This window comes from Actinoplanes sp. M2I2, assembly GCF_023544445.1.
In the GTDB taxonomy this organism is placed as follows: domain Bacteria; phylum Actinomycetota; class Actinomycetes; order Mycobacteriales; family Micromonosporaceae; genus Actinoplanes.
In genome coordinates this window covers 361,022-377,465 of record NZ_JALPVJ010000002.1, presented here as the reverse complement: position 1 = coordinate 377,465, position 16,444 = coordinate 361,022, and the positions used below count along the sequence as shown (strand labels likewise).

The 16,444-nt window shown below is 71.5% G+C and carries 18 protein-coding genes and 2 pseudogenes; 10 read left to right on the top strand and 10 right to left on the bottom strand.

Annotated features, from left to right (window positions below):
- Positions 1-29: 29 nt before the first annotated feature.
- Entirely contained in the window at positions 30-1,178 is a 1,149-nt protein-coding gene (locus HJC40_RS05560; RefSeq protein WP_249998642.1) for an epoxide hydrolase family protein, read from the top strand.
- Positions 1,179-1,196: 18 nt separating this feature from the next.
- On the opposite strand, the gene HJC40_RS05555 is transcribed toward HJC40_RS05560, so the two are convergent.
- Positions 1,197-1,556 (bottom strand): hypothetical protein, encoded by a 360-nt coding sequence (locus HJC40_RS05555; RefSeq protein ID WP_249998641.1) that lies wholly within the window; start codon positions 1,554-1,556, stop codon positions 1,197-1,199.
- 342 nt (positions 1,557-1,898) lie between these two features.
- Here HJC40_RS05555 and HJC40_RS05550 point away from each other — a divergent pair, with 342 nt between their 5' ends.
- Positions 1,899-3,206 (top strand): amidohydrolase family protein, encoded by a 1,308-nt coding sequence (locus HJC40_RS05550; RefSeq protein ID WP_249998640.1) that lies wholly within the window; start codon positions 1,899-1,901, stop codon positions 3,204-3,206.
- A gap of 73 nt (positions 3,207-3,279) precedes the next feature.
- Here HJC40_RS05550 and HJC40_RS05545 read toward each other — a convergent pair whose 3' ends face one another.
- The 6 genes and pseudogenes from HJC40_RS05545 to HJC40_RS05520 all read right to left on the bottom strand — a co-directional run bounded on the left by HJC40_RS05545 (position 3,280) and on the right by HJC40_RS05520 (position 7,494).
- The gene (locus HJC40_RS05545; RefSeq protein ID WP_249998639.1) at positions 3,280-4,344 is read right to left on the bottom strand and encodes a hypothetical protein; all 1,065 of its coding nucleotides are present in this window, start codon (positions 4,342-4,344) and stop codon (positions 3,280-3,282) included.
- 98 nt (positions 4,345-4,442) lie between these two features.
- Complete coding sequence (locus tag HJC40_RS05540) at positions 4,443-4,598, bottom strand: hypothetical protein (protein ID WP_249998638.1); 156 nt, start codon at positions 4,596-4,598, stop codon at positions 4,443-4,445.
- Entirely contained in the window at positions 4,595-5,206 is a 612-nt protein-coding gene (locus HJC40_RS05535) for a glycosyltransferase (protein WP_308200857.1), read from the bottom strand. Before HJC40_RS05535 ends, HJC40_RS05540 begins: the two co-directional genes overlap by 4 nt.
- Positions 5,207-5,361: 155 nt before the next feature.
- Positions 5,362-5,679: pseudogene (locus HJC40_RS05530) on the bottom strand (D-alanine--(R)-lactate ligase); the annotation flags it as partial.
- A gap of 12 nt (positions 5,680-5,691) precedes the next feature.
- Positions 5,692-6,765, bottom strand: a complete 1,074-nt coding sequence (locus HJC40_RS05525; RefSeq protein WP_249998637.1) for a magnesium and cobalt transport protein CorA — start codon at positions 6,763-6,765, stop codon at positions 5,692-5,694.
- Positions 6,766-6,825: 60 nt separating this feature from the next.
- Positions 6,826-7,494 (bottom strand): alcohol dehydrogenase catalytic domain-containing protein, encoded by a 669-nt coding sequence (locus HJC40_RS05520; protein ID WP_249998636.1) that lies wholly within the window; start codon positions 7,492-7,494, stop codon positions 6,826-6,828.
- A gap of 101 nt (positions 7,495-7,595) precedes the next feature.
- Here HJC40_RS05520 and HJC40_RS05515 point away from each other — a divergent pair, with 101 nt between their 5' ends.
- Positions 7,596-8,207 (top strand): TetR/AcrR family transcriptional regulator, encoded by a 612-nt coding sequence (locus tag HJC40_RS05515; protein ID WP_249998635.1) that lies wholly within the window; start codon positions 7,596-7,598, stop codon positions 8,205-8,207.
- Positions 8,208-8,223: 16 nt separating this feature from the next.
- On the opposite strand, the gene HJC40_RS05510 is transcribed toward HJC40_RS05515, so the two are convergent.
- Positions 8,224-8,622, bottom strand: a complete 399-nt coding sequence (locus tag HJC40_RS05510) for an Atu4866 domain-containing protein (protein ID WP_249998634.1) — start codon at positions 8,620-8,622, stop codon at positions 8,224-8,226.
- A gap of 195 nt (positions 8,623-8,817) precedes the next feature.
- Between HJC40_RS05510 and HJC40_RS05505 the strand changes: the two genes are divergently transcribed.
- Positions 8,818-9,669 carry a helix-turn-helix transcriptional regulator gene (locus HJC40_RS05505; protein ID WP_249998633.1) on the top strand — a complete coding sequence of 284 codons (852 nt, stop codon included), beginning with the start codon at positions 8,818-8,820 and terminating at the stop codon, positions 9,667-9,669.
- A 28-nt stretch (positions 9,670-9,697) separates the two neighbouring features.
- Here HJC40_RS05505 and HJC40_RS05500 read toward each other — a convergent pair whose 3' ends face one another.
- Entirely contained in the window at positions 9,698-10,096 is a 399-nt protein-coding gene (locus tag HJC40_RS05500; RefSeq protein WP_249998632.1) for a ChaB family protein, read from the bottom strand.
- 206 nt (positions 10,097-10,302) lie between these two features.
- On the opposite strand from HJC40_RS05500, the gene HJC40_RS05495 reads away from it, so the two are divergent.
- From HJC40_RS05495 to HJC40_RS05480, 4 genes are read left to right on the top strand one after another with little or no spacing between them, the layout of a single operon-like run.
- Positions 10,303-11,508, top strand: a complete 1,206-nt coding sequence (locus tag HJC40_RS05495; protein ID WP_249998631.1) for a zinc-dependent alcohol dehydrogenase — start codon at positions 10,303-10,305, stop codon at positions 11,506-11,508.
- Between the two features lie 27 nt (positions 11,509-11,535).
- On the top strand, positions 11,536-12,996 hold the full coding sequence (locus tag HJC40_RS05490; protein ID WP_249998630.1) for an aldehyde dehydrogenase family protein: 1,461 nt from the start codon (positions 11,536-11,538) through the stop codon (positions 12,994-12,996).
- A 12-nt stretch (positions 12,997-13,008) separates the two neighbouring features.
- A complete protein-coding gene (locus HJC40_RS05485) occupies positions 13,009-13,641 on the top strand; it encodes an NADPH-dependent F420 reductase (RefSeq protein WP_249998629.1) in 633 nt (210 codons plus the stop codon).
- A 26-nt stretch (positions 13,642-13,667) separates the two neighbouring features.
- Entirely contained in the window at positions 13,668-14,075 is a 408-nt protein-coding gene (locus tag HJC40_RS05480) for a four-helix bundle copper-binding protein (protein WP_249998628.1), read from the top strand.
- Positions 14,076-14,094: 19 nt separating this feature from the next.
- Here the strand turns inward: HJC40_RS05480 and HJC40_RS05475 are convergent, their stop codons facing one another.
- Positions 14,095-15,147, bottom strand: a complete 1,053-nt coding sequence (locus tag HJC40_RS05475) for a glucose 1-dehydrogenase (RefSeq protein ID WP_249998627.1) — start codon at positions 15,145-15,147, stop codon at positions 14,095-14,097.
- A 154-nt stretch (positions 15,148-15,301) separates the two neighbouring features.
- Here HJC40_RS05475 and HJC40_RS46555 point away from each other — a divergent pair, with 154 nt between their 5' ends.
- Both HJC40_RS46555 and HJC40_RS05470 read left to right on the top strand, forming a co-directional pair.
- On the top strand, positions 15,302-15,469 hold the full coding sequence (locus HJC40_RS46555; protein WP_374271082.1) for a hypothetical protein: 168 nt from the start codon (positions 15,302-15,304) through the stop codon (positions 15,467-15,469).
- Positions 15,388-16,434: pseudogene (locus HJC40_RS05470) on the top strand (aldehyde dehydrogenase family protein); the annotation flags it as partial. The gene HJC40_RS46555 and the pseudogene HJC40_RS05470, both read left to right, overlap by 82 nt.
- Between the last annotated feature and the right edge of the window lie 10 nt (positions 16,435-16,444).

The window sequence follows — 16,444 nt, the reverse complement described above, 5'->3', positions numbered from 1 at the left end:
GTCGATCGGCACGGTCGTACGCTGTGATCATGCGCATCGAACCGTTCCGGGTGCGGGCGAGCCCGGCGGAGCTGGCGGACCTCCGCGCGCGGCTGCGCGCGACCCGCTGGCCGGACACCCCCGAGGACGCCGGTTGGTCGCTCGGCGCCGACCTGTCCTATCTGCGGGAGCTCGTCGGCTACTGGGCCGAGCACTTCGACTGGCCGGCGTACGAGGCCGAGCTCGCCCGGCTGCCCCGCTTCCGCACGGATCTCCGGGGTCTGGGCATCGCGTTCCTGCACGCCCCGGCGGTCACACCGGCCGCCCCCGCGCTTCCCCTGATCCTGTGTCACGGCTGGCCCGACTCGTCCTGGCGCTACGAGAAGGTGCTGCCGCTGCTCACCGACCCCGGGGCGCACGGCGCCGACCCGGCCGACGCCTTCGACGTGATCGTGCCGGACATGCCGGGATACGGGCACTCCGACCGCCCCACCGCGGCGCAGCCCGACTCCGTCGCGATCGCCGGCCTGTGGGCCGAGTTGATGACCGCGCTGAGCTACCCACGGTTCGGGGTGGCCGGCGGCGACATCGGCAGCTCGGTGAGCCGGTTCCTCGCCCTCGACCACGCCGAGCGGGTCGTCGCCGTCCACCGCATGGAGGCGAGCCTCCCCACTTTCACCCCCGACGACCCCGCGCCCGAGGAGCAGGACTGGCTCGACGCCGCGGCCGCCTGGAAGACAGCCGAGGGCGCGTACGCCGATCTGCACCGCACCAAGCCGCAGACGGCCGCCGTCGGCCTGACCGACTCACCGGCCGGGCTGGCCGCGTGGATCGTCGAGAAACTGCGGGCGTGGAGCGACTGCGCCGGTGACGTCGAGCGGAGCTTCACCCGGGACGAGATCTGCGGGCTGCTCACCCGCTACTGGCTGACCGGCACCATCGGCTCGTCGATGCGCCTGTACGCCGCCAACGCCGGCATTCCGGCCGGGCAGCACAAGCGCAGGGTGGAAGTGCCGTCCGGCTTCGCGCGGTTCCCCGGTGACACCCTGAAGCCGCCGCGGGCCTGGCTCGAGCGCACCGCGAACGTCGTCCGCGTCACCGACCCGCCGCGCGGCGGCCACTTCGCCCCCTTCGAAGAGCCCGAGCTGTACGCCCAGGAGCTCCGCGAGTTCTTCCGGCCCTACCGCCCGGCACCCTGAGTCCACACTGGATGACGGCTACGAGCTGTCGCGGACGTCACGCCGCTCTCCCAGGTCCTCGTCGCCGCCCGTCAGACCGGGGCGGGCCCGCCGCAGAGCCTCGATGTATTTCGGGATCTCCGTGGCCGCCCGTTCGAGCTGCCCGGGAGCCACCTGATCGGCGAACAGGACCTCGACCACCGACGGCGTGTCCTCCTCCGGCCATCCGCCGGCCGGCGGAACAGGATCCTGCCGCCAGGCCCGCAGGATCCGTAGCCGGGACTCGATCTCGACCAGGGTGCGCTCCAGTCCCGCTATCGCCTCGTCGGCCCGGGCCGCGTCGACGACCAATCGGCCCTCGTCGGCCAGACGCAGGAACAGCTCCCCGCGGAAGGTCATGTGTGCTCCTCGCCCCGGGGTCGTGTGCGCGCCCGGGCTTCGCCGACGGTCGGGGTCGAGTCCACCGGAGCGGACCGGGCCGGGGTAATCCCTGACCGGCCGGACTGCCCCCGCGACGGGTGATCTCTGCCCGGGCGGTCAGGCGCGACGGCTCGTGGCCGGAGACCACGGGACACGCCGGCCTCGGGTGGGCACCGGCCCGGAGCCGGGGTGTGGCGCACCCACGGGACAGTCCACCCTGGTTGGGGCCCCGCCTCGAGCCGACGATGGAGATCCACCACGGTTGCGCCGGTCACGACCGGCGATCGCGGTTCTTCACCGACCCTTCCCGGAGGCCTGACCATGCCCACGCTGTTCACCGGCGGCGCCGTCGTCACCATGGATCCCGAGCTGGGTGACCTGCCCCGCGGTGACGTCCTGATCTCGGGCGCCACCATCACCGCGGTCGGCCCGGACCTCCGGGACCACCCGGACGCCGCGGACGCCACCGTCGTCGACACGACCGGCCGGATCGTCGCCCCCGGCTTCGTCGACACCCACCGCCACGCCTGGCAGGCCCAGATGCGCCGGACCATCCCGGACGTCGGCGACCTGGGCGCCTACGTGTCGTCGACGCTCGGGCGGATCGCGCCGGCCTACACCGCGCACGACATGTACGTGGGCACGCGGCTGGCCGCCCTCACCGCTCTGGACGTCGGCATCACCACGATGCTCGACTTCTCGCACAATTCCCGCACCGCCGCACACTCCGACTCGGCGATCCGCGGTCTCGCCGAAACCGGCATCCGGGGGGTGCACGCCTCGATGGGGCCACACTTCGGAACCTGGGACCGCCAGTGGCCGGCCGACCTCGCCCGCCTGCGATCCGCCCTGCCCGGACTGGTCACGTTGCGTCTGGCCACCCTGGCCACCGCCGAGCTGGCCGGACCCGCACTGGCGTACGGACCGGACCTGGCGGCGGTGGCCCGCGACCTCGACATCGACGTCAGCGTCGACGCGGTCTTCGGCGAGGCCTCGTCGGCGGCGATCCTGGGATGGGAGCAGCGGGGTCTGCTCGGTCCCGGGCTGTCGCTGATCCACGCCACCGGGCTGACCCCGGACGCCTGGCGGGCGATCGGGGCCACCGGTACGGCGATCTCGCTGGCTCCGAGCTCCGACACCCAGATCGGACTCGAGACCGCGATCCCGGCGATCGACGAGGTCCTCGGCGCGGGGGTGCGCCCCGGGCTCAGCATCGACGTCGAGGTGGCGCTGGCCAGCGACATGTTCACCCAGATGCGGGTGCTGCTGGCGGTTCAGCGGATGCGCGCGGTCGGGTCGCCCACCTCCCGGATCACGACCCGCGACGTGCTCGGCTTCGCCACGCTGGACGGCGCCCGGTCGATCGGGCTGGGCTCGGTGACCGGCTCGCTGACGCCCGGCAAACAAGCCGACCTGCTGGTCGTCGAGGCGGAAGCGGTGAACACCATGCCGCTCAACGATCCGATCGGGACGCTCGTCCTGGGAGCCGACCCCCGCAACATCTCCACCGTGCTGGTCGCCGGCCGGACCCTGAAGTCGGACGGACACCTGAACGGCGTGGACCTCGACGAGCTGCGCCGCGAAGTGACGGCCTCGCGCGACGCGGTGCTGCGGGCCGCCGGCTCGTGACCGGCAGCCGGCGCCGCCGGCGGTCGTGCATCGCCGGCGTACGGCCGCTGTCGTGTCTCGGCCGCCCGGATGCTCAGGCGTTCGTGGTGGCGCGGAGGCGGCGCAGCCAGCCCTCAGCGGTGTGGCGGGGCACCTCGTAGTGCTTGGCGATGACGGAGGCGCTGTTGAGCCGCCGCGCGACCGCGGTGAAGTCGTCGGGCATGCGCCGGTAGACGCGCTCCTTCTGGCCGTCCTCCGGGGCGACGACAGCCTTGTCCCGCTTCGAGGACGCAGCGGTCTCCTTGCGGGCCGGGGCCGCGGCGGTCTCCTTGCGGGCCGGGGCCGCGGCGGTCTCCTTGCGGGCGGCGGTCTTCCGCGCGCGGGTCGTCGCCGGAGCCGCGGCCGTGTCGTCCTTCGGCGCCGGAGTCACCGTCGGCTCGACCGGCTGAGCCGGGACCGCGGCAGCCTGCTTGCGCGCCGCGGTCTTCCGCGAACGGGTCGCCGCCGGAGCCGCGGCCGTGTCGTCCTTCGGCGCCGGAGTCACCGTCGGCTCGACCGGCTGAGCCGGGACCGCAGCAGTCTGCTTGCGCGCCGCGGTCTTCCGCGAACGGGTCGCTGCCGGAGTCACGGCCGTGTCGTCCTTGGGCGCCGGGGTCTCGACCGGCTTGGCCGCGGACGCGGCGTCGTCGGAACGGTTGCGGCGGCGGGATTTCGGCGTCGCGGTCGTCGAAGGCTCGACAGCGGCGGGCTCCTGCGCGGCGCGCCGGCTCCGGCCGCGGGCGGCGGCGGGACGGCCGGCCTGCGTCTCGGCGACGGAGGTGGTGACGGACGCGGTGGCGGCCGGGGCCGAGTCGGTGGCCGTGACGGCGCTCTCGGCGTCGACGGTCGCGGGCTCAGCGGTTGTCGTGGGTGCGGCCGCCGGCGTTTCGGTGCGGGCCGGGACGACGGTGGTGGGACCCGCGGTCAGCTCGAGCTGCGGCGCGACGGCCTGCATCAGAAGGTTGACGTCGACGGCCGGAAGCTGGGTGCCGGTCAGTCCTGCGGACGCGTGCAGGTGCACGTCGGTGATGCGGACCGCGTCGGCACTCATGTCCACGATGATCGTGGTGGTGTTGCCGCTGTCGTCGGTCGGCGCGACGGTGATGGTGTAAGACGTCATCGAGATCCTCGATCTGTAGGGGGAATCGCCACACTCGCTTGTGGATGGTGTCGAGCATTGCCGGGGATGCCGACCGGCTATCCGGTCGTCACTGACGGCTATCTCGCGGCATGACGATATCCGCTGGCTGTGATCTCGGCGAATGCGGTGTCGGAATCACCATCCGCCACCGCGATTCCGGCTTCGCGTTCACGGCGTCGCACGATCATGAGTTGATGCTCGCCGAAGTACGTACCGGCGAGGGAAACGGTCATCCGCACACTGACGCGGTGATCGGCATACCGGGTCCGCCATCAGTGGTTACCGGAGTGACGATCCCCGGCCGTGAACGCCTTCGATCAATGGTTCCGGGCAGCGTCCAACAGCTCGCGGACGACGTGCCGGGCAGCGTCCGGGCGGCTGTATCGGCGGGCGTTCGCACCGAGCTGCCGACGGCGGCGTCGGCGCGCATCGCTTGCGGAATCGCGTCCTCGGCGGCGAGCATGCGCGCCGCGTCGTTCTCGGCGAGGTGCCAGGCGGTGTGGCGCTGCTCGTCGCCGCCGGTCGGAATGAGCGGCACGAGAATGCAGGCCTTGCCGAGCGCGGTCAGTTCGGCGCCGGCGCCGGCTCGAGCCACCATGACGTCGTCGACGGCATAGACGTCCGGCAGTCCGGCATTGAGGTATTCCACCGGGTGGTAGCGGGCCCGCAATTCCGGCGGCAGACCCGCGGCGGCCTCGGTGACCGCCGGCCGGTTCCTGGGGCCGCACTGGTGAATCACCTGGGCGTAAGGCAGAACGTCGCTGAGAACGGCGGCGATCGGATTGTTGACCTGCCGGGCGCCGAGCGCGCCACCGGAGCGGCGGAACTTTCCGGTGGTGATGGCCCGGAACGGGATCCCGTTCTCCTCGGCGATCCATGCCTACAGCCCGGTAGGGACGCCCACCCACAGAGCCGGGGTTCGGTGCCGTCGTTTGCCCGTGACGGTCCAGAAGTTGGTTGTGGCGGTCTCGGCGCTGCGCGCCACCCACGTAGGCGAGACTTGTCCATGCACACAGCCGAGCCCGGGCCGTCGCAGCCCACGTAGGGAACGCCGGACAGCTCCAGCAGGCCCTGCATCGCGCCGTCTTCGCCCAGCCGGCCGTGCAGGACGGACAGGATCACGTCGAGACTGATCGTCTCGTACCGTCCCTGCTCGGCGACCAGGAGCCCGTGCGCTTCCCGGTCCGGCGACAGAACGGCCGGACGGCAGTCGCCGTTCTCCCCATCCGCGCCCGGGCTGTCGCAGAGTTTCCAGGCCCCGGATTTCGTGATGCCGATGAAGAACGGCTCGTACTTCTCGGTGTCGAGGTTCCTGACGGGGCTCGCTCAGAGCCATCCGGCCCGGCGGAGCACCCGGTAGAGCACGGTCGCGCTGACCAGCAGGAGCAGCACGATGGTGGGATAGCCGTAACGCCATGTCAGCTCGGGCATGTGCGAGAAGTTCATGCCGTAGATGCCGGCCACCGCGGTCGGCAGCGCGGCGATGGCGGCCCAGGAGGCGATCTTGCGCATGTCGTTGTTCTGGTCGACGGTCAACTGGGCGAGACGGGCCTGCAGCAGAGCGTTGAGCACGTCGTCGAACGCCAGAACCTGTTCCACGGCGGCGTTGTGGTGGTCGGCGACGTCACCGAAATAGCGGCGGATCTCCTTGGGCAGATCGGCGAACTGCTTGCCGCCCAGCGCGGCCAGCGGGCGCTGCAGAGGCAGCACGGCCCCGCGGAACTTCATCAGCTGACGCTTGAGCTGGTAGATCTGCTCGATCGTGACCGGCGTCCCGGACGCGAACACAGCGGCCTCGGTCTGGTCGACGTCGGTCTGCACGGCGGTCGCGATGTCGACGTAGGCGTCGACGAGGCGGTCCAGGATCGCGTGCACCACCGACCAGGGGCCCTGAGCCAGCGTCGCCGGGTGGGAGCTCAGGTCGGCCCGCAGCGAGCTGAGCTCCATGACCGTGCCCTGCCGCACGGTGATGACGAAGTGCGGGCCGACGAACAGGCGGACGAAGCCGGTGCTGACGATCTCGCTGGTGGCGGTGACCCGCTCGTGCTCCACGTAGCGGGCGGCCCGGACGACGAGGAACACCACATCCTCGTACCGCTCGAGCTTCACCCGTTGCTCGCGGTGCAGAACGTCCTCGAGGGCGAGCGGGTGCAGACCGAACACCTCGGCGACCCGGCTGAGCGCGGCCTCGGTGGGCTCGTGCAACCCCAGCCAGACGAAGGCGCCGTCCTCGTTCCGGGCCTTCTCGTAGAGCTGGGCCAGATCGGCGGCCGGGCCCGGGCTTTCGACGGCGACCCCGTCGACGAACAGATCGCAGCCCACGATGGCGGTGTGGTCGGCGCGTCCCCGGCCCGCCGGCCGGGCCGGTTGCCAATCGCCTCGGACGTCCAAGACTCTCACCCCCGGTCGGAGCGTACTTGGCCACGACCGGGCGGCGGTCCCGGGCACGTCGGTGGGGCGTCAGCCGACCACCAGAACGAGCTTGGCTCGTACCCGGTTCTCGTCGACGGCCCGGTGCGCCGCGGCGACCTCGGCGAGCAGAAAGGTCCGTACGGCGGGGAGCGCGAAGCGCCCGGACTCGATCAGCGGGCCGATCTCGGTGAGAGCGTGGAGCGCCCGACCGGAATCACCCCGGCTGAACCGCACACCGTGCTTCTGCGCGCCCGGGAAATCCGCGACCGTCAGGACCCGCTCCGGGCCACCGGCGAGCGCGACGAGCTCCGGCAGGACGCCGCTGCCGGCGACGTCGAGCGCGAGATCCACGCCGCCGGGAGCGAGAGCCCGCACCCGCTCGACGAGACCGTCGCCGTACGGGATCGGCGCGTAGTGCGCCAGCACCGCACGTTCGGCCTGGGCCGCCCCGTCGGCGCAGAAGCCGAACACCCGATCGCCGACGGCCACGCCGGTGACTCCCTCACCCAGCTCGTCGACGACACCGGCCGCCTCGTAGCCCATGGTCTGCGGAAGCTCCTGGTCCATCAGACCCTGTCGTTTCTTCCCGTCACTCACACTGACACCGGCCGCGCGTACCGCGATCCGGACCTCGCCGGGGCCCGGATGCGGATCCGGAAGCTCCACGATCTCGAGGACCTCCGGGCCGCCGAAACGACTGAACCGAACTGCCTTCATCACGTTCCCCGCTCCGCCGGCGCGGCCCTGTCCAGCTGATCGTTGGAGCGTACTCGCAATGTGGTGTGCGCTCTAAGATTGTGGCCGGATAGACTGCGGTGATGGGGGAGATGGGGCTTCGCGACCTCAAGCGGGCGCGCACCCGCCGGCTCATCGCGGACACCGCGTCCCGGCTCTTCGCCGAGCGTGGCTACGAGCAGGTGACGGTCCGCGAGATCGCCCGGGCGGCCGAGGTGGCCGAACAGACCCTCTACAACTACTTTCCTACCAAGGAACAGCTCGTCACCGATCGTGAACAACAGATCCAGCAGCAGTTGGACGAGCTCATCCGCACCCGGCCGGCCGGCACGAGCCCGGCCGCCGCCATCCGGGACCTCGTCCTGCAGACCGTGTCGGCGAGCCGCGACCTGCCGCCGGAGAACGGCCTCGGCACGCTGGGCTCGCTCGCGGCGGTCAGCCCGGCGGTCCACCGGCTCGCCCTGGAGATGATCGACCGCCTGGCCACCACGCTCGCCGCGGCCATCGGCGGGACGACCCCGATCGCGCCCGAGGTCGCCCGCCTGCACGGGATAGCGCTGGCCGGCGTGTTCCACATCATCCTCGGCGAGTCCGGCCGCAGCCTCCGCGCGGGCCGCACCCCGGCCGAGACCGCCGACGCGCTCCTCCCCCGGATCGACGACGTCCTCGGCGAACTGGATCGCTGGCTGCGCTGAGGTCCGGCCCGGCGGGTCAGGACTGTGGCGAGCGGGCCCGCCGGTGGGCCTCGCTGTTCTCGCGATAGAACAGATAGCCGCCGTGGTGCAGCACATCGCCGTCGAACCGGCCGTCCGCTGTGAAGCCGCTGTCGTCCCAGTAATCGATGTGGTCGCCGCGTACTTCGTAACGGCCGGTGTAGGCGCTTCGCCGCTCCCCGCGGGCCTCGTCGTAGCGGCCGTCGGCCCGGAGCTCCTGCCGGATGTGGCCGTCCGCGGTCACCCACATCCCGACGTGCTGATGCGCTTCGGAAGGTGCGGACGACTGAGCCACCGGCCCGGCCACCTCGGGCGACGCCGACCGGCAGGCGGTCACCGTACCGGCGGAGAGAATCAGGGCGATGCCGGCCAGTGAGCGGCCCACGGACCTGCGCACCCCCGTCACTTCCCGTCCGGTTGCAGGACGTCGCGGTAGCAACGCCCGCCGGCCCATCGGGTTGCCACTGGTCAGGTCCATCGCTCCCCCTCAGGTCAGGTGGTGCCCTGTGGTCGAGCGTGACCGGCGATCCACGGGCCAACCAGGGTGTGGCACAACCTGGATGGCGGCCGGGGGCGCGCCTATCGTGGGCTCATGGACAGCGCCAATCAGCTGGGCGAATTCCTCCGGGCCCGGCGCGAGATGACCAGTCCGACGGCGATCGGGTTGCCGTCCGCGGGCCGGCGCCGGACCCCGGGCCTGCGGCGGGAGGAGCTGGCCGGGTCGGCCGGGGTGAGCACCGACTACTACGCCCGGCTCGAGCAGGGACGGGAACAGCGCCCGTCGGCTCAGGTGGTGGCCGCTCTCGCCCGTACCCTCGGGTTGAACGCGGAAGAGACGGCCCACCTGCATCACCTGGCGCAGACGGTCCCTCAACCGGCCCGGCGGGCGACCGCGACGGTCCGGCCGAGCCTGCTGCGTCTGATGGACGGCTGGCTGGACACCCCCGCGGTCATCATCGACCGGCGGCTGGACCTGCTCGCGGGCAACCGGCTCGGGCGCGCCCTGTTCGCCCCGATGCTGGACAAGGGCGAGATCAACCTCGTCCGCTTCGCGTTTCTGGACCCGGCCGCGCGCGAGTTCTACCCCGACTGGGAGCGCGTCGCGCGCAACACGCTCGGCACGCTGCGGGCCGGCAGCGGAGACCTGGTCGACGACTCACGGCTCACCGAGCTGGTCGGCGAGCTCTCCTTGAAAAGCCCGGACTTCCGCCGGCTGTGGGCCCGCCACGACGTACGAGGCAAGACCCACGAGGCCAAGCAGTTCCGCCACCATCAGGTCGGCGAGCTGACCCTCACCTACGACTCCCTCACCGTCGACGGCGCGACCGACCAGCAGCTTGTCGTCTACCAGGCCGAGCCGGGCAGCGTGTCCCGGCAGGCCCTCGCCCTGCTCGGCACGGTGGCCGCCGACCTGCCCGCCGCACCGGTGACCGCGGCCCGCTGAGGCCGGGCGGCAGCACAGACCGACGGCGTCACTTCCCGCGCGCCTTGCGGGTGCTCTTGGCGTTGGCCTTCTGGATCGCGTCGACCAGCTGATCCTTGGTCATCCGGCTGCGCCCGCTGATCTCGAGCTTCTTCGCCTGGTCCATCAGGTGCTGCTTGCTGGCGTTGGCGTCGACCCCACCGGCTGTCTTCGCCTTGGTCTTCCGGCCGCCGGCGGCCTTGGCGTCGCTCGGGCCCTTCTTCTCCTTGGGCTCCCAGTGGTCGCCGCTCTTCTCGAACGAGTGCTTCAGAGAGGCGAACGCCGTGCGGTGGGCCCGCTCCCCTTCGCCGTACTCCTCGACCGCGTGGTCGTGTGTCTTGGCGTACGTCTCCTGCGCCTTCTTGGGTGAGCGCTTGAGCGTGCTGGGCATGTCGTCCTCGGCCGGCATGGTGACCTCCTCGAAGTGTGTCCGACCGGCGATGCGTGCCCGTCCGGAGGCCGATCAAACAACACCGTGACGGCGCCGGGGTCAGGAGCGCGAGAAATCCTCCGATCTTTCGCGTACGAGGGAGGCAGCCGGGTAGGCAGCCGTCGCGAACCGTCCTGACGCGACATCCACCGAGGACGCCGCCAGGTCGCTGAAGGAGGACAAGCATGAAGGCAGTGGTGTGGCACGCGGTCGGTGACATCCAGCTCGAGGACGTGCCGGAACCGAAGATCCAGGCCCCGACCGACGCGATCGTGAAGATCACCACCAGTGCCATGTGCGGCACCGACCTGCACCTCATCCGCGGCACCATGCCGGGCATGAAGGACGGCACCATCATCGGCCACGAAGCCGTGGGTGAAGTCGTCGAGGCCGGCACCGGTGTGCGGAACTTCTCGACCGGCGACCGGGTCGTCATCCCGTCCACCATCTCCTGTGGTTACTGCTCCTACTGCCGGGCCGGCTACCAGGCGCAGTGCGACAACGCGAATCCCGGCGGCAAGCTGGCCGGCACGGCTTTCTTCGGTGGTCCGGAAGCCGCCGGCGCGTTCGACGGGCTGCAGGCCGAGTACGCCCGGGTGCCCTACGCCAGCACCAGCCTCGTGCCCATCCCGCCCGGGGTCTCCGACGCCCAGGCCATCATGGTCTCCGACATCTTCCCGACCGCGTGGTTCGGCGCCAAGCTCGCCGAGATCCGCACCGGCGACACCGTGGCGGTGTTCGGAGCCGGACCGGTGGGTCAGCTCGCCATCCTGTCGGCCTATCTGCAGGGGGCGGGCCGGGTCATCGCCGTCGACCACAACACCGACCGGCTCGCCCTGGCCCAGGCCCAGCACGCCGAGATCGTCGACTTCGACACCGAGGAACCCGTCGCCGCGATCCAGGACCTCACCGGCGGCATCGGCGTCGACCGGGTCATCGACGCGGTCGGCGTGGACGCCGAGCGACCCGCCACCGGCGTGCCGGCCGAGCAGGCTCAGCAGTTCGACACCGAACAGCAGCAGGCCGCACCCGAAGGCAACACCACCGGCGGCGGGCAGTGGGTGCCCGGCGACGCCCCCAGCCAGGTCTCGCAGTGGGCGGCCCAGGCCGTCGCCAAGGCCGGCAGCATCGGGATCATCGGCGTCTACCCGCAGACGATCAGCAGCTACCCGATCGGCGTGGTGATGAACAAGAACCTCACTGTCAAGGCCGGCAACTGCAACCACCGGCACTACATGCCCGGGCTGCTCCGGCTGATCGCCGAGGGCGGCGTCGACCCGGCCCTGCTGCTCACCGAGAACGAGCCGATGACCGACGTGATGGCCGCGTACCGCGAATTCGACCGCCGTGAACCCGGCTGGATCAAGGTCGCGCTCAACCCCGCGGCCTGAGGCCGCTCGATCAGATCGGAGGCAACCGTGGGACTTCTGGACGACCAGAGCCGGTGGCGCGGCAAGATCTTCACCGGCCGATGGACCTCGACCGGCGCCACGATGGAGGCGACGGAACCGGCCACCGGCGACGTGCTGGCCGAGGTCGGTACGGCGGACGCCGACACGCTCGGCCGCTGCGCGGGCCAGGCCGCCGAGGCGGGCCGGCGGTGGGCCGCCACCTCGTTCACCGAACGCGAAGCCGTGCTACGCCGTGCGGCCGAGCTCTTCGAGCAGCACCGCGACGAGATCACCACCTGGCTCGGGCGCGAGGCCGGCAAGGCCCGGACGGCCGCCGCCCTGGATTTCGACCTGGCCCTGACCGAGCTGCGGGCGGCCACCGCGCTCCCGGCCCAGCCGTGGGGAACCCTGCTGCCGACCACCCAGCCCGGCCGGATCAGCACCGCGCGGCGGATCCCGTACGGCGTGGTGGCGGTCATCGCCCCGTGGAACTTCCCTCTGATCCTGGCGATGCGCTCAGTGGCGCCGGCGCTGGCGACCGGGAACGCCGTCGTTCTCAAGCCCGCGAGTGAGGCGGTGGTCTGCTGCGGGGTGGTGATCGCCCGGCTGTTCGAGGAGGCCGGCCTGCCCCCAGGGGTCCTGCACATGCTGCCCGGCAAGGGCAGTGAGCTCGGCAACGCCGTCGCCGAGGACCCGAACATCGACCTGATCTCGTTCACCGGCTCCACCCCGGTCGGCCGGAACCTCTCCGAGGCGGCCGGGAAGCACTTCAAGAAGATGGTCTCCGAGCTCGGCGGCAACAACGCCTTCGTCGTCCTGGCCGATGCCGAGGTCGAGGCGGCCGCGGCCGCCGGGGCGTACGGCAGCTTCGCCCATCAGGGACAGGTCTGCATGGCCACCGGGCGGCACCTGGTCGCCGAGCCGATCGCGCCGCTGTACGAGAACGTCCTCGCCAAGATCGCCGACGGGCTGACCGTGGGCGACCCGCGCGGCGACGTCGATCTCGGCCCGATCATCAACCAGTCGCAGCTCGACCACATCACCGACATCGTGCGGCGGAGTGTCGACGCCGGCGCCCGGATCGTCACCGGCGGCACCGCCGACGGCCTGTTCCTGCGGCCGACCGTGCTCGCCGACGTCACTCCCGACATGCCGGCCTTCGCGGAGGAGATCTTCGGGCCGGTCGCCGTGATCACCACCTTCCGCGACGACGACGAAGCGGTCCGGCTGGCCAACGGCACACCGTACGGCCTGGTCGCCGGAGTCCACTCGGGCTCGGCGGCACACGCGCAGGCCATCGGCGACCGGCTGCGAGCCGGGATGATCCACATCAACGACCAGACCGTCAACGACGAGACGCCGGCGCCGTTCGGCGGCATGGGCGAATCCGGCGGCAGCAGCCGCTTCGGGTCGCTCACCAACCTCGACGAGTTCACCGTCTGGCAGTGGGTCACCGTCCGCGACACCCAGAGCCACCCCAGCCTGTAGGAGATACCCGGCATGCGCATCGGCATCATCGGCGCCGGCAAGATCGGCTCCACCCTGGCCCACCTGTTCGTCGACGCCGGCCACGACGTCGCCGTCGCCAATTCGCGCGGTCCCGACACCCTGCGCGACCTCGAGAGCGACCTGGGCGAGCACGGTCACGCGGCCACCGTCGAGGAGGCGGCCCGCTACGGCGAGATCGTGGTGGTCACCATTCCGTTCGGGCACTACCGCGACGTGCCCGCCGACGACCTGGCCGGCAAGACGGTGATCGACACCGCGAACTACTACCCCGAACTGGACGGTCACCTCGCGGAGCTCGACGAGGGCCGGACCACCTCGAGCGAGCTGATGCAGCAGCACCTGGGGGACGCGCACGTCGTCAAGGCGTTCAACGCCATGCGCTTCGACCACCTGCGCGAGTTCGGTCGCGAGGGCGGCGCCAACCACCGCTACGGCATTCCGGTCGCGGGTGACGACCCGGCCGCCAAGAGGCAGGTCTTCGACCTCGTCGAGCAGATCGGCTACGAGCCGGTCGACGCCGGGCGGCTGGCCGACGGGCGCAAGTTCCAGCCTCGCACCGCCGTCTACACCGCCGATCTGTGGGCCGGGGACCTGCGCGAACGGATCGGCATCGACGCCGCTTGATCAGACCCACCCGAGGGAGACGAGCCATGACGACCCCGACGATGCCGATGCTCGAGACGTACCCGAAGGCCATCAATCTCGACCGGGCCCGGCTGGCCGCGGCCATCGACGCGCTGAACGCCTGCGCCGAGGCGTGCACCGCCTGCGCCGACGCCTGCCTCAGCGAGGACTCGGTGGCCGACCTGACCAAGTGCATCCGGACCAACCTGGACTGCGCCGACATCTGCGCCACCACGGCGCGGGTGCTGTCGCGGCACACGGGCTATGACGCCAACGTCAGCCGCAGCCTCCTGGAAGCGTGCGTCACGGTGTGCAAGGCGTGTGGGGACGAGTGTGCCCGGCACCTGGGGATGCACGAGCACTGCCGCATCTGCGCCGAGGCCTGCCGGTCGTGCGAGCAGGCCTGCCGGGAGCTGCTCACCGCGATGAGCTGAGCGCCCTCACCGGGCGATGTCACTGGGGGATGTCGAGGACGACCTTGATGTCGTGCGGGCCCGCTTCGAGCGCCTCGGCGAAGCGGTCCAGCGGCAACCGCCGGGTGATCAGCCGGGACAGCCAGTCGTGGTCCGCCTCGGCCAGCGCGGCGGCCGCGGCGGCGTAGTGGCTCAGGTTCGCGTTGACCGAGCCCACGACGACGTCGTTCTCCAGCACCATGTCGCGGTTGGCCGCGCCGAGATCCACGGAGATCCGGCGGCCGGCCGCGGAGACCCCGGTGAGGCAGACGATCCCGTACGAGGCCGTGCCCGCCATCGCCTCGAAGACCAGGCTGGACACCCCGGTCGCCTCGACGATCACGTCGGGCTCGATCCGCGCCGTCACCTCGCGCATTCCGGACGAGTGGTATCGAGCGCCCAGCGCCTCGACAGCCTCCGGCTTCGGGCCCTCGGTGGCCAGATCGAGCACGTGCACCTCGAGGCCACGCTGCGCCCCGAGCAACGCGGCCAGCAGCCCGATCGGGCCGGCCCCGGTGACCAGCACCCGCTTCGGCTCGAACCAGGACCGGGCGCCCACCTTCTCGATCTGCTCCCAGGCCTTGGCGACCACGCTCATCGGCTCCATCAGCATGCCGACGTCGGCCAGCCGCGGGTCGAGCTTGACCGCGTACCCGGTCTCGACCGTCCACAGCTCGCTGCCGTAGCCGTCGATCTCCTTGATGCCGCGTTCGGTGTACCGGCCGTTGCGGCACATGTCGAACTCGCCGTGCGCGCACGCCCCGCAGGGCTCCGGGTCCGGGCGGCGCACCACCCCGACGACCAGGTCACCCGGCGCGAAGCTGCTGTCCGCCGGGGCTGTGCGCACACGGCCGAGCGACTCGTGACCCAGCACGAGCCGGTCCCGGCCGGGCGGCGCCCACCCGTACTCGCCGGCCGCGATCTCCCGGTCGGTGCCGCAGACCCCCAGGGCCAGCCCCTCCACCAGCATCTCGCCCGGACCGGCGACGGGGTCGGGCACGTCTTCGATCCGGGCCGTTCCGGGCTTGAGCGGTTCCACAGTCAGCGCACGCACCAGAGGCTCCTCACCGGGGCGTCGGCGCCCACCTGCACCGGCCAGTACCCGTGCGCCCGAAGCGGAAACAGCGCGCCGGCCGGACGGGGCCCTCGTGATTAGCGGCCACCGGAGCGGGTAGCGGCTGAGGCAGGCAGCCGAGAGGGAGGCAACGATGCCGATCGCCACGACCAACCCGGTTACGGGAGAAGTGCTCAAGACGTTCGAACCGCTGACCGACGAGCAGATCGACCAGGCGATCGGCCGATCGGCCGAGGGCTTCCGCGCGCTGCGGGACACTTCCCGCTGTGGCAGGCGATGCGCTTCGCCGCGCCGGCGCTGATGGCGGGCAACACCGGCCTGCTCAAGCACGCCTCCAACGTCCCGCAGACCGCGCTCTATCTGGGCGAGCTGTTCACCCGGGCCGGCTTCCCGGCCGGGGCGTTCCAGACACTGCTGGTCGGCTCGGACGCGGTCGAGACGATCCTCAGCGACCCCCGGGTACGCGCCGCGACGCTGACCGGAAGCGAGAATGCGGGCCGCTCGATCGCCGCGATCGCGGGCCGCGAACTGAAGAAGACCGTGCTGGAGCTGGGCGGGAGCGACCCGTTCGTGGTGCTGCCGACCGCCGACCTCGACCGCGCGGCCCAGGTGGCGGCCACCTCCCGCTGCCAGAACAACGGCCAGTCCTGCATCGCGGCGAAGCGCTTCATCGTGCACACCGACGTCTACGACCAGTTCGTCGACACGTTCGTCGCGCACATGTCGGCCCTGACGGTGGGCGACCCCATGATGGACACCACCGATGTCGGCCCGCTCGCCACCCGTCAGGGCCGCGAGGACGTCCAGGCGCAGGTCGCCGACGCGGCCGGCCGGGGCGCCACCGTCCGGTGCGGCGGGGAGGCGCCGGCCGGTGACGGCTGGTGGTATCCGCCGACCGTGATCACCGACCTCTCCCCCGGCATGCGGATGTTCACCGAGGAAGTGTTCGGGCCGGTCGCCGCGGTGTACCGCGCCGGGTCCCTCGATGAGGCCATCGATCTGGCCAACGCGACCTCGTACGGGCTGGGGGCGAACGCCTGGACCGCCGATGAGCAGGAACAACAGAGACTGGTCGACGAACTCGAGGCCGGCGCGGTCTTCGTCAACGGCATGGTCACCTCCTATCCGCAGTTGCCCTTCGGCGGCGTCAAGAACTCCGGCTACGGACGTGAGCTGTCGTCCGCCGGGATCCGTGAGTTCTGTAACCTCAAGGCCGTCTGGGTCGGCGACAGCGGCGAGGCCGACGTCGACTCGGCCACCGAGTGAGCCGGCGGAC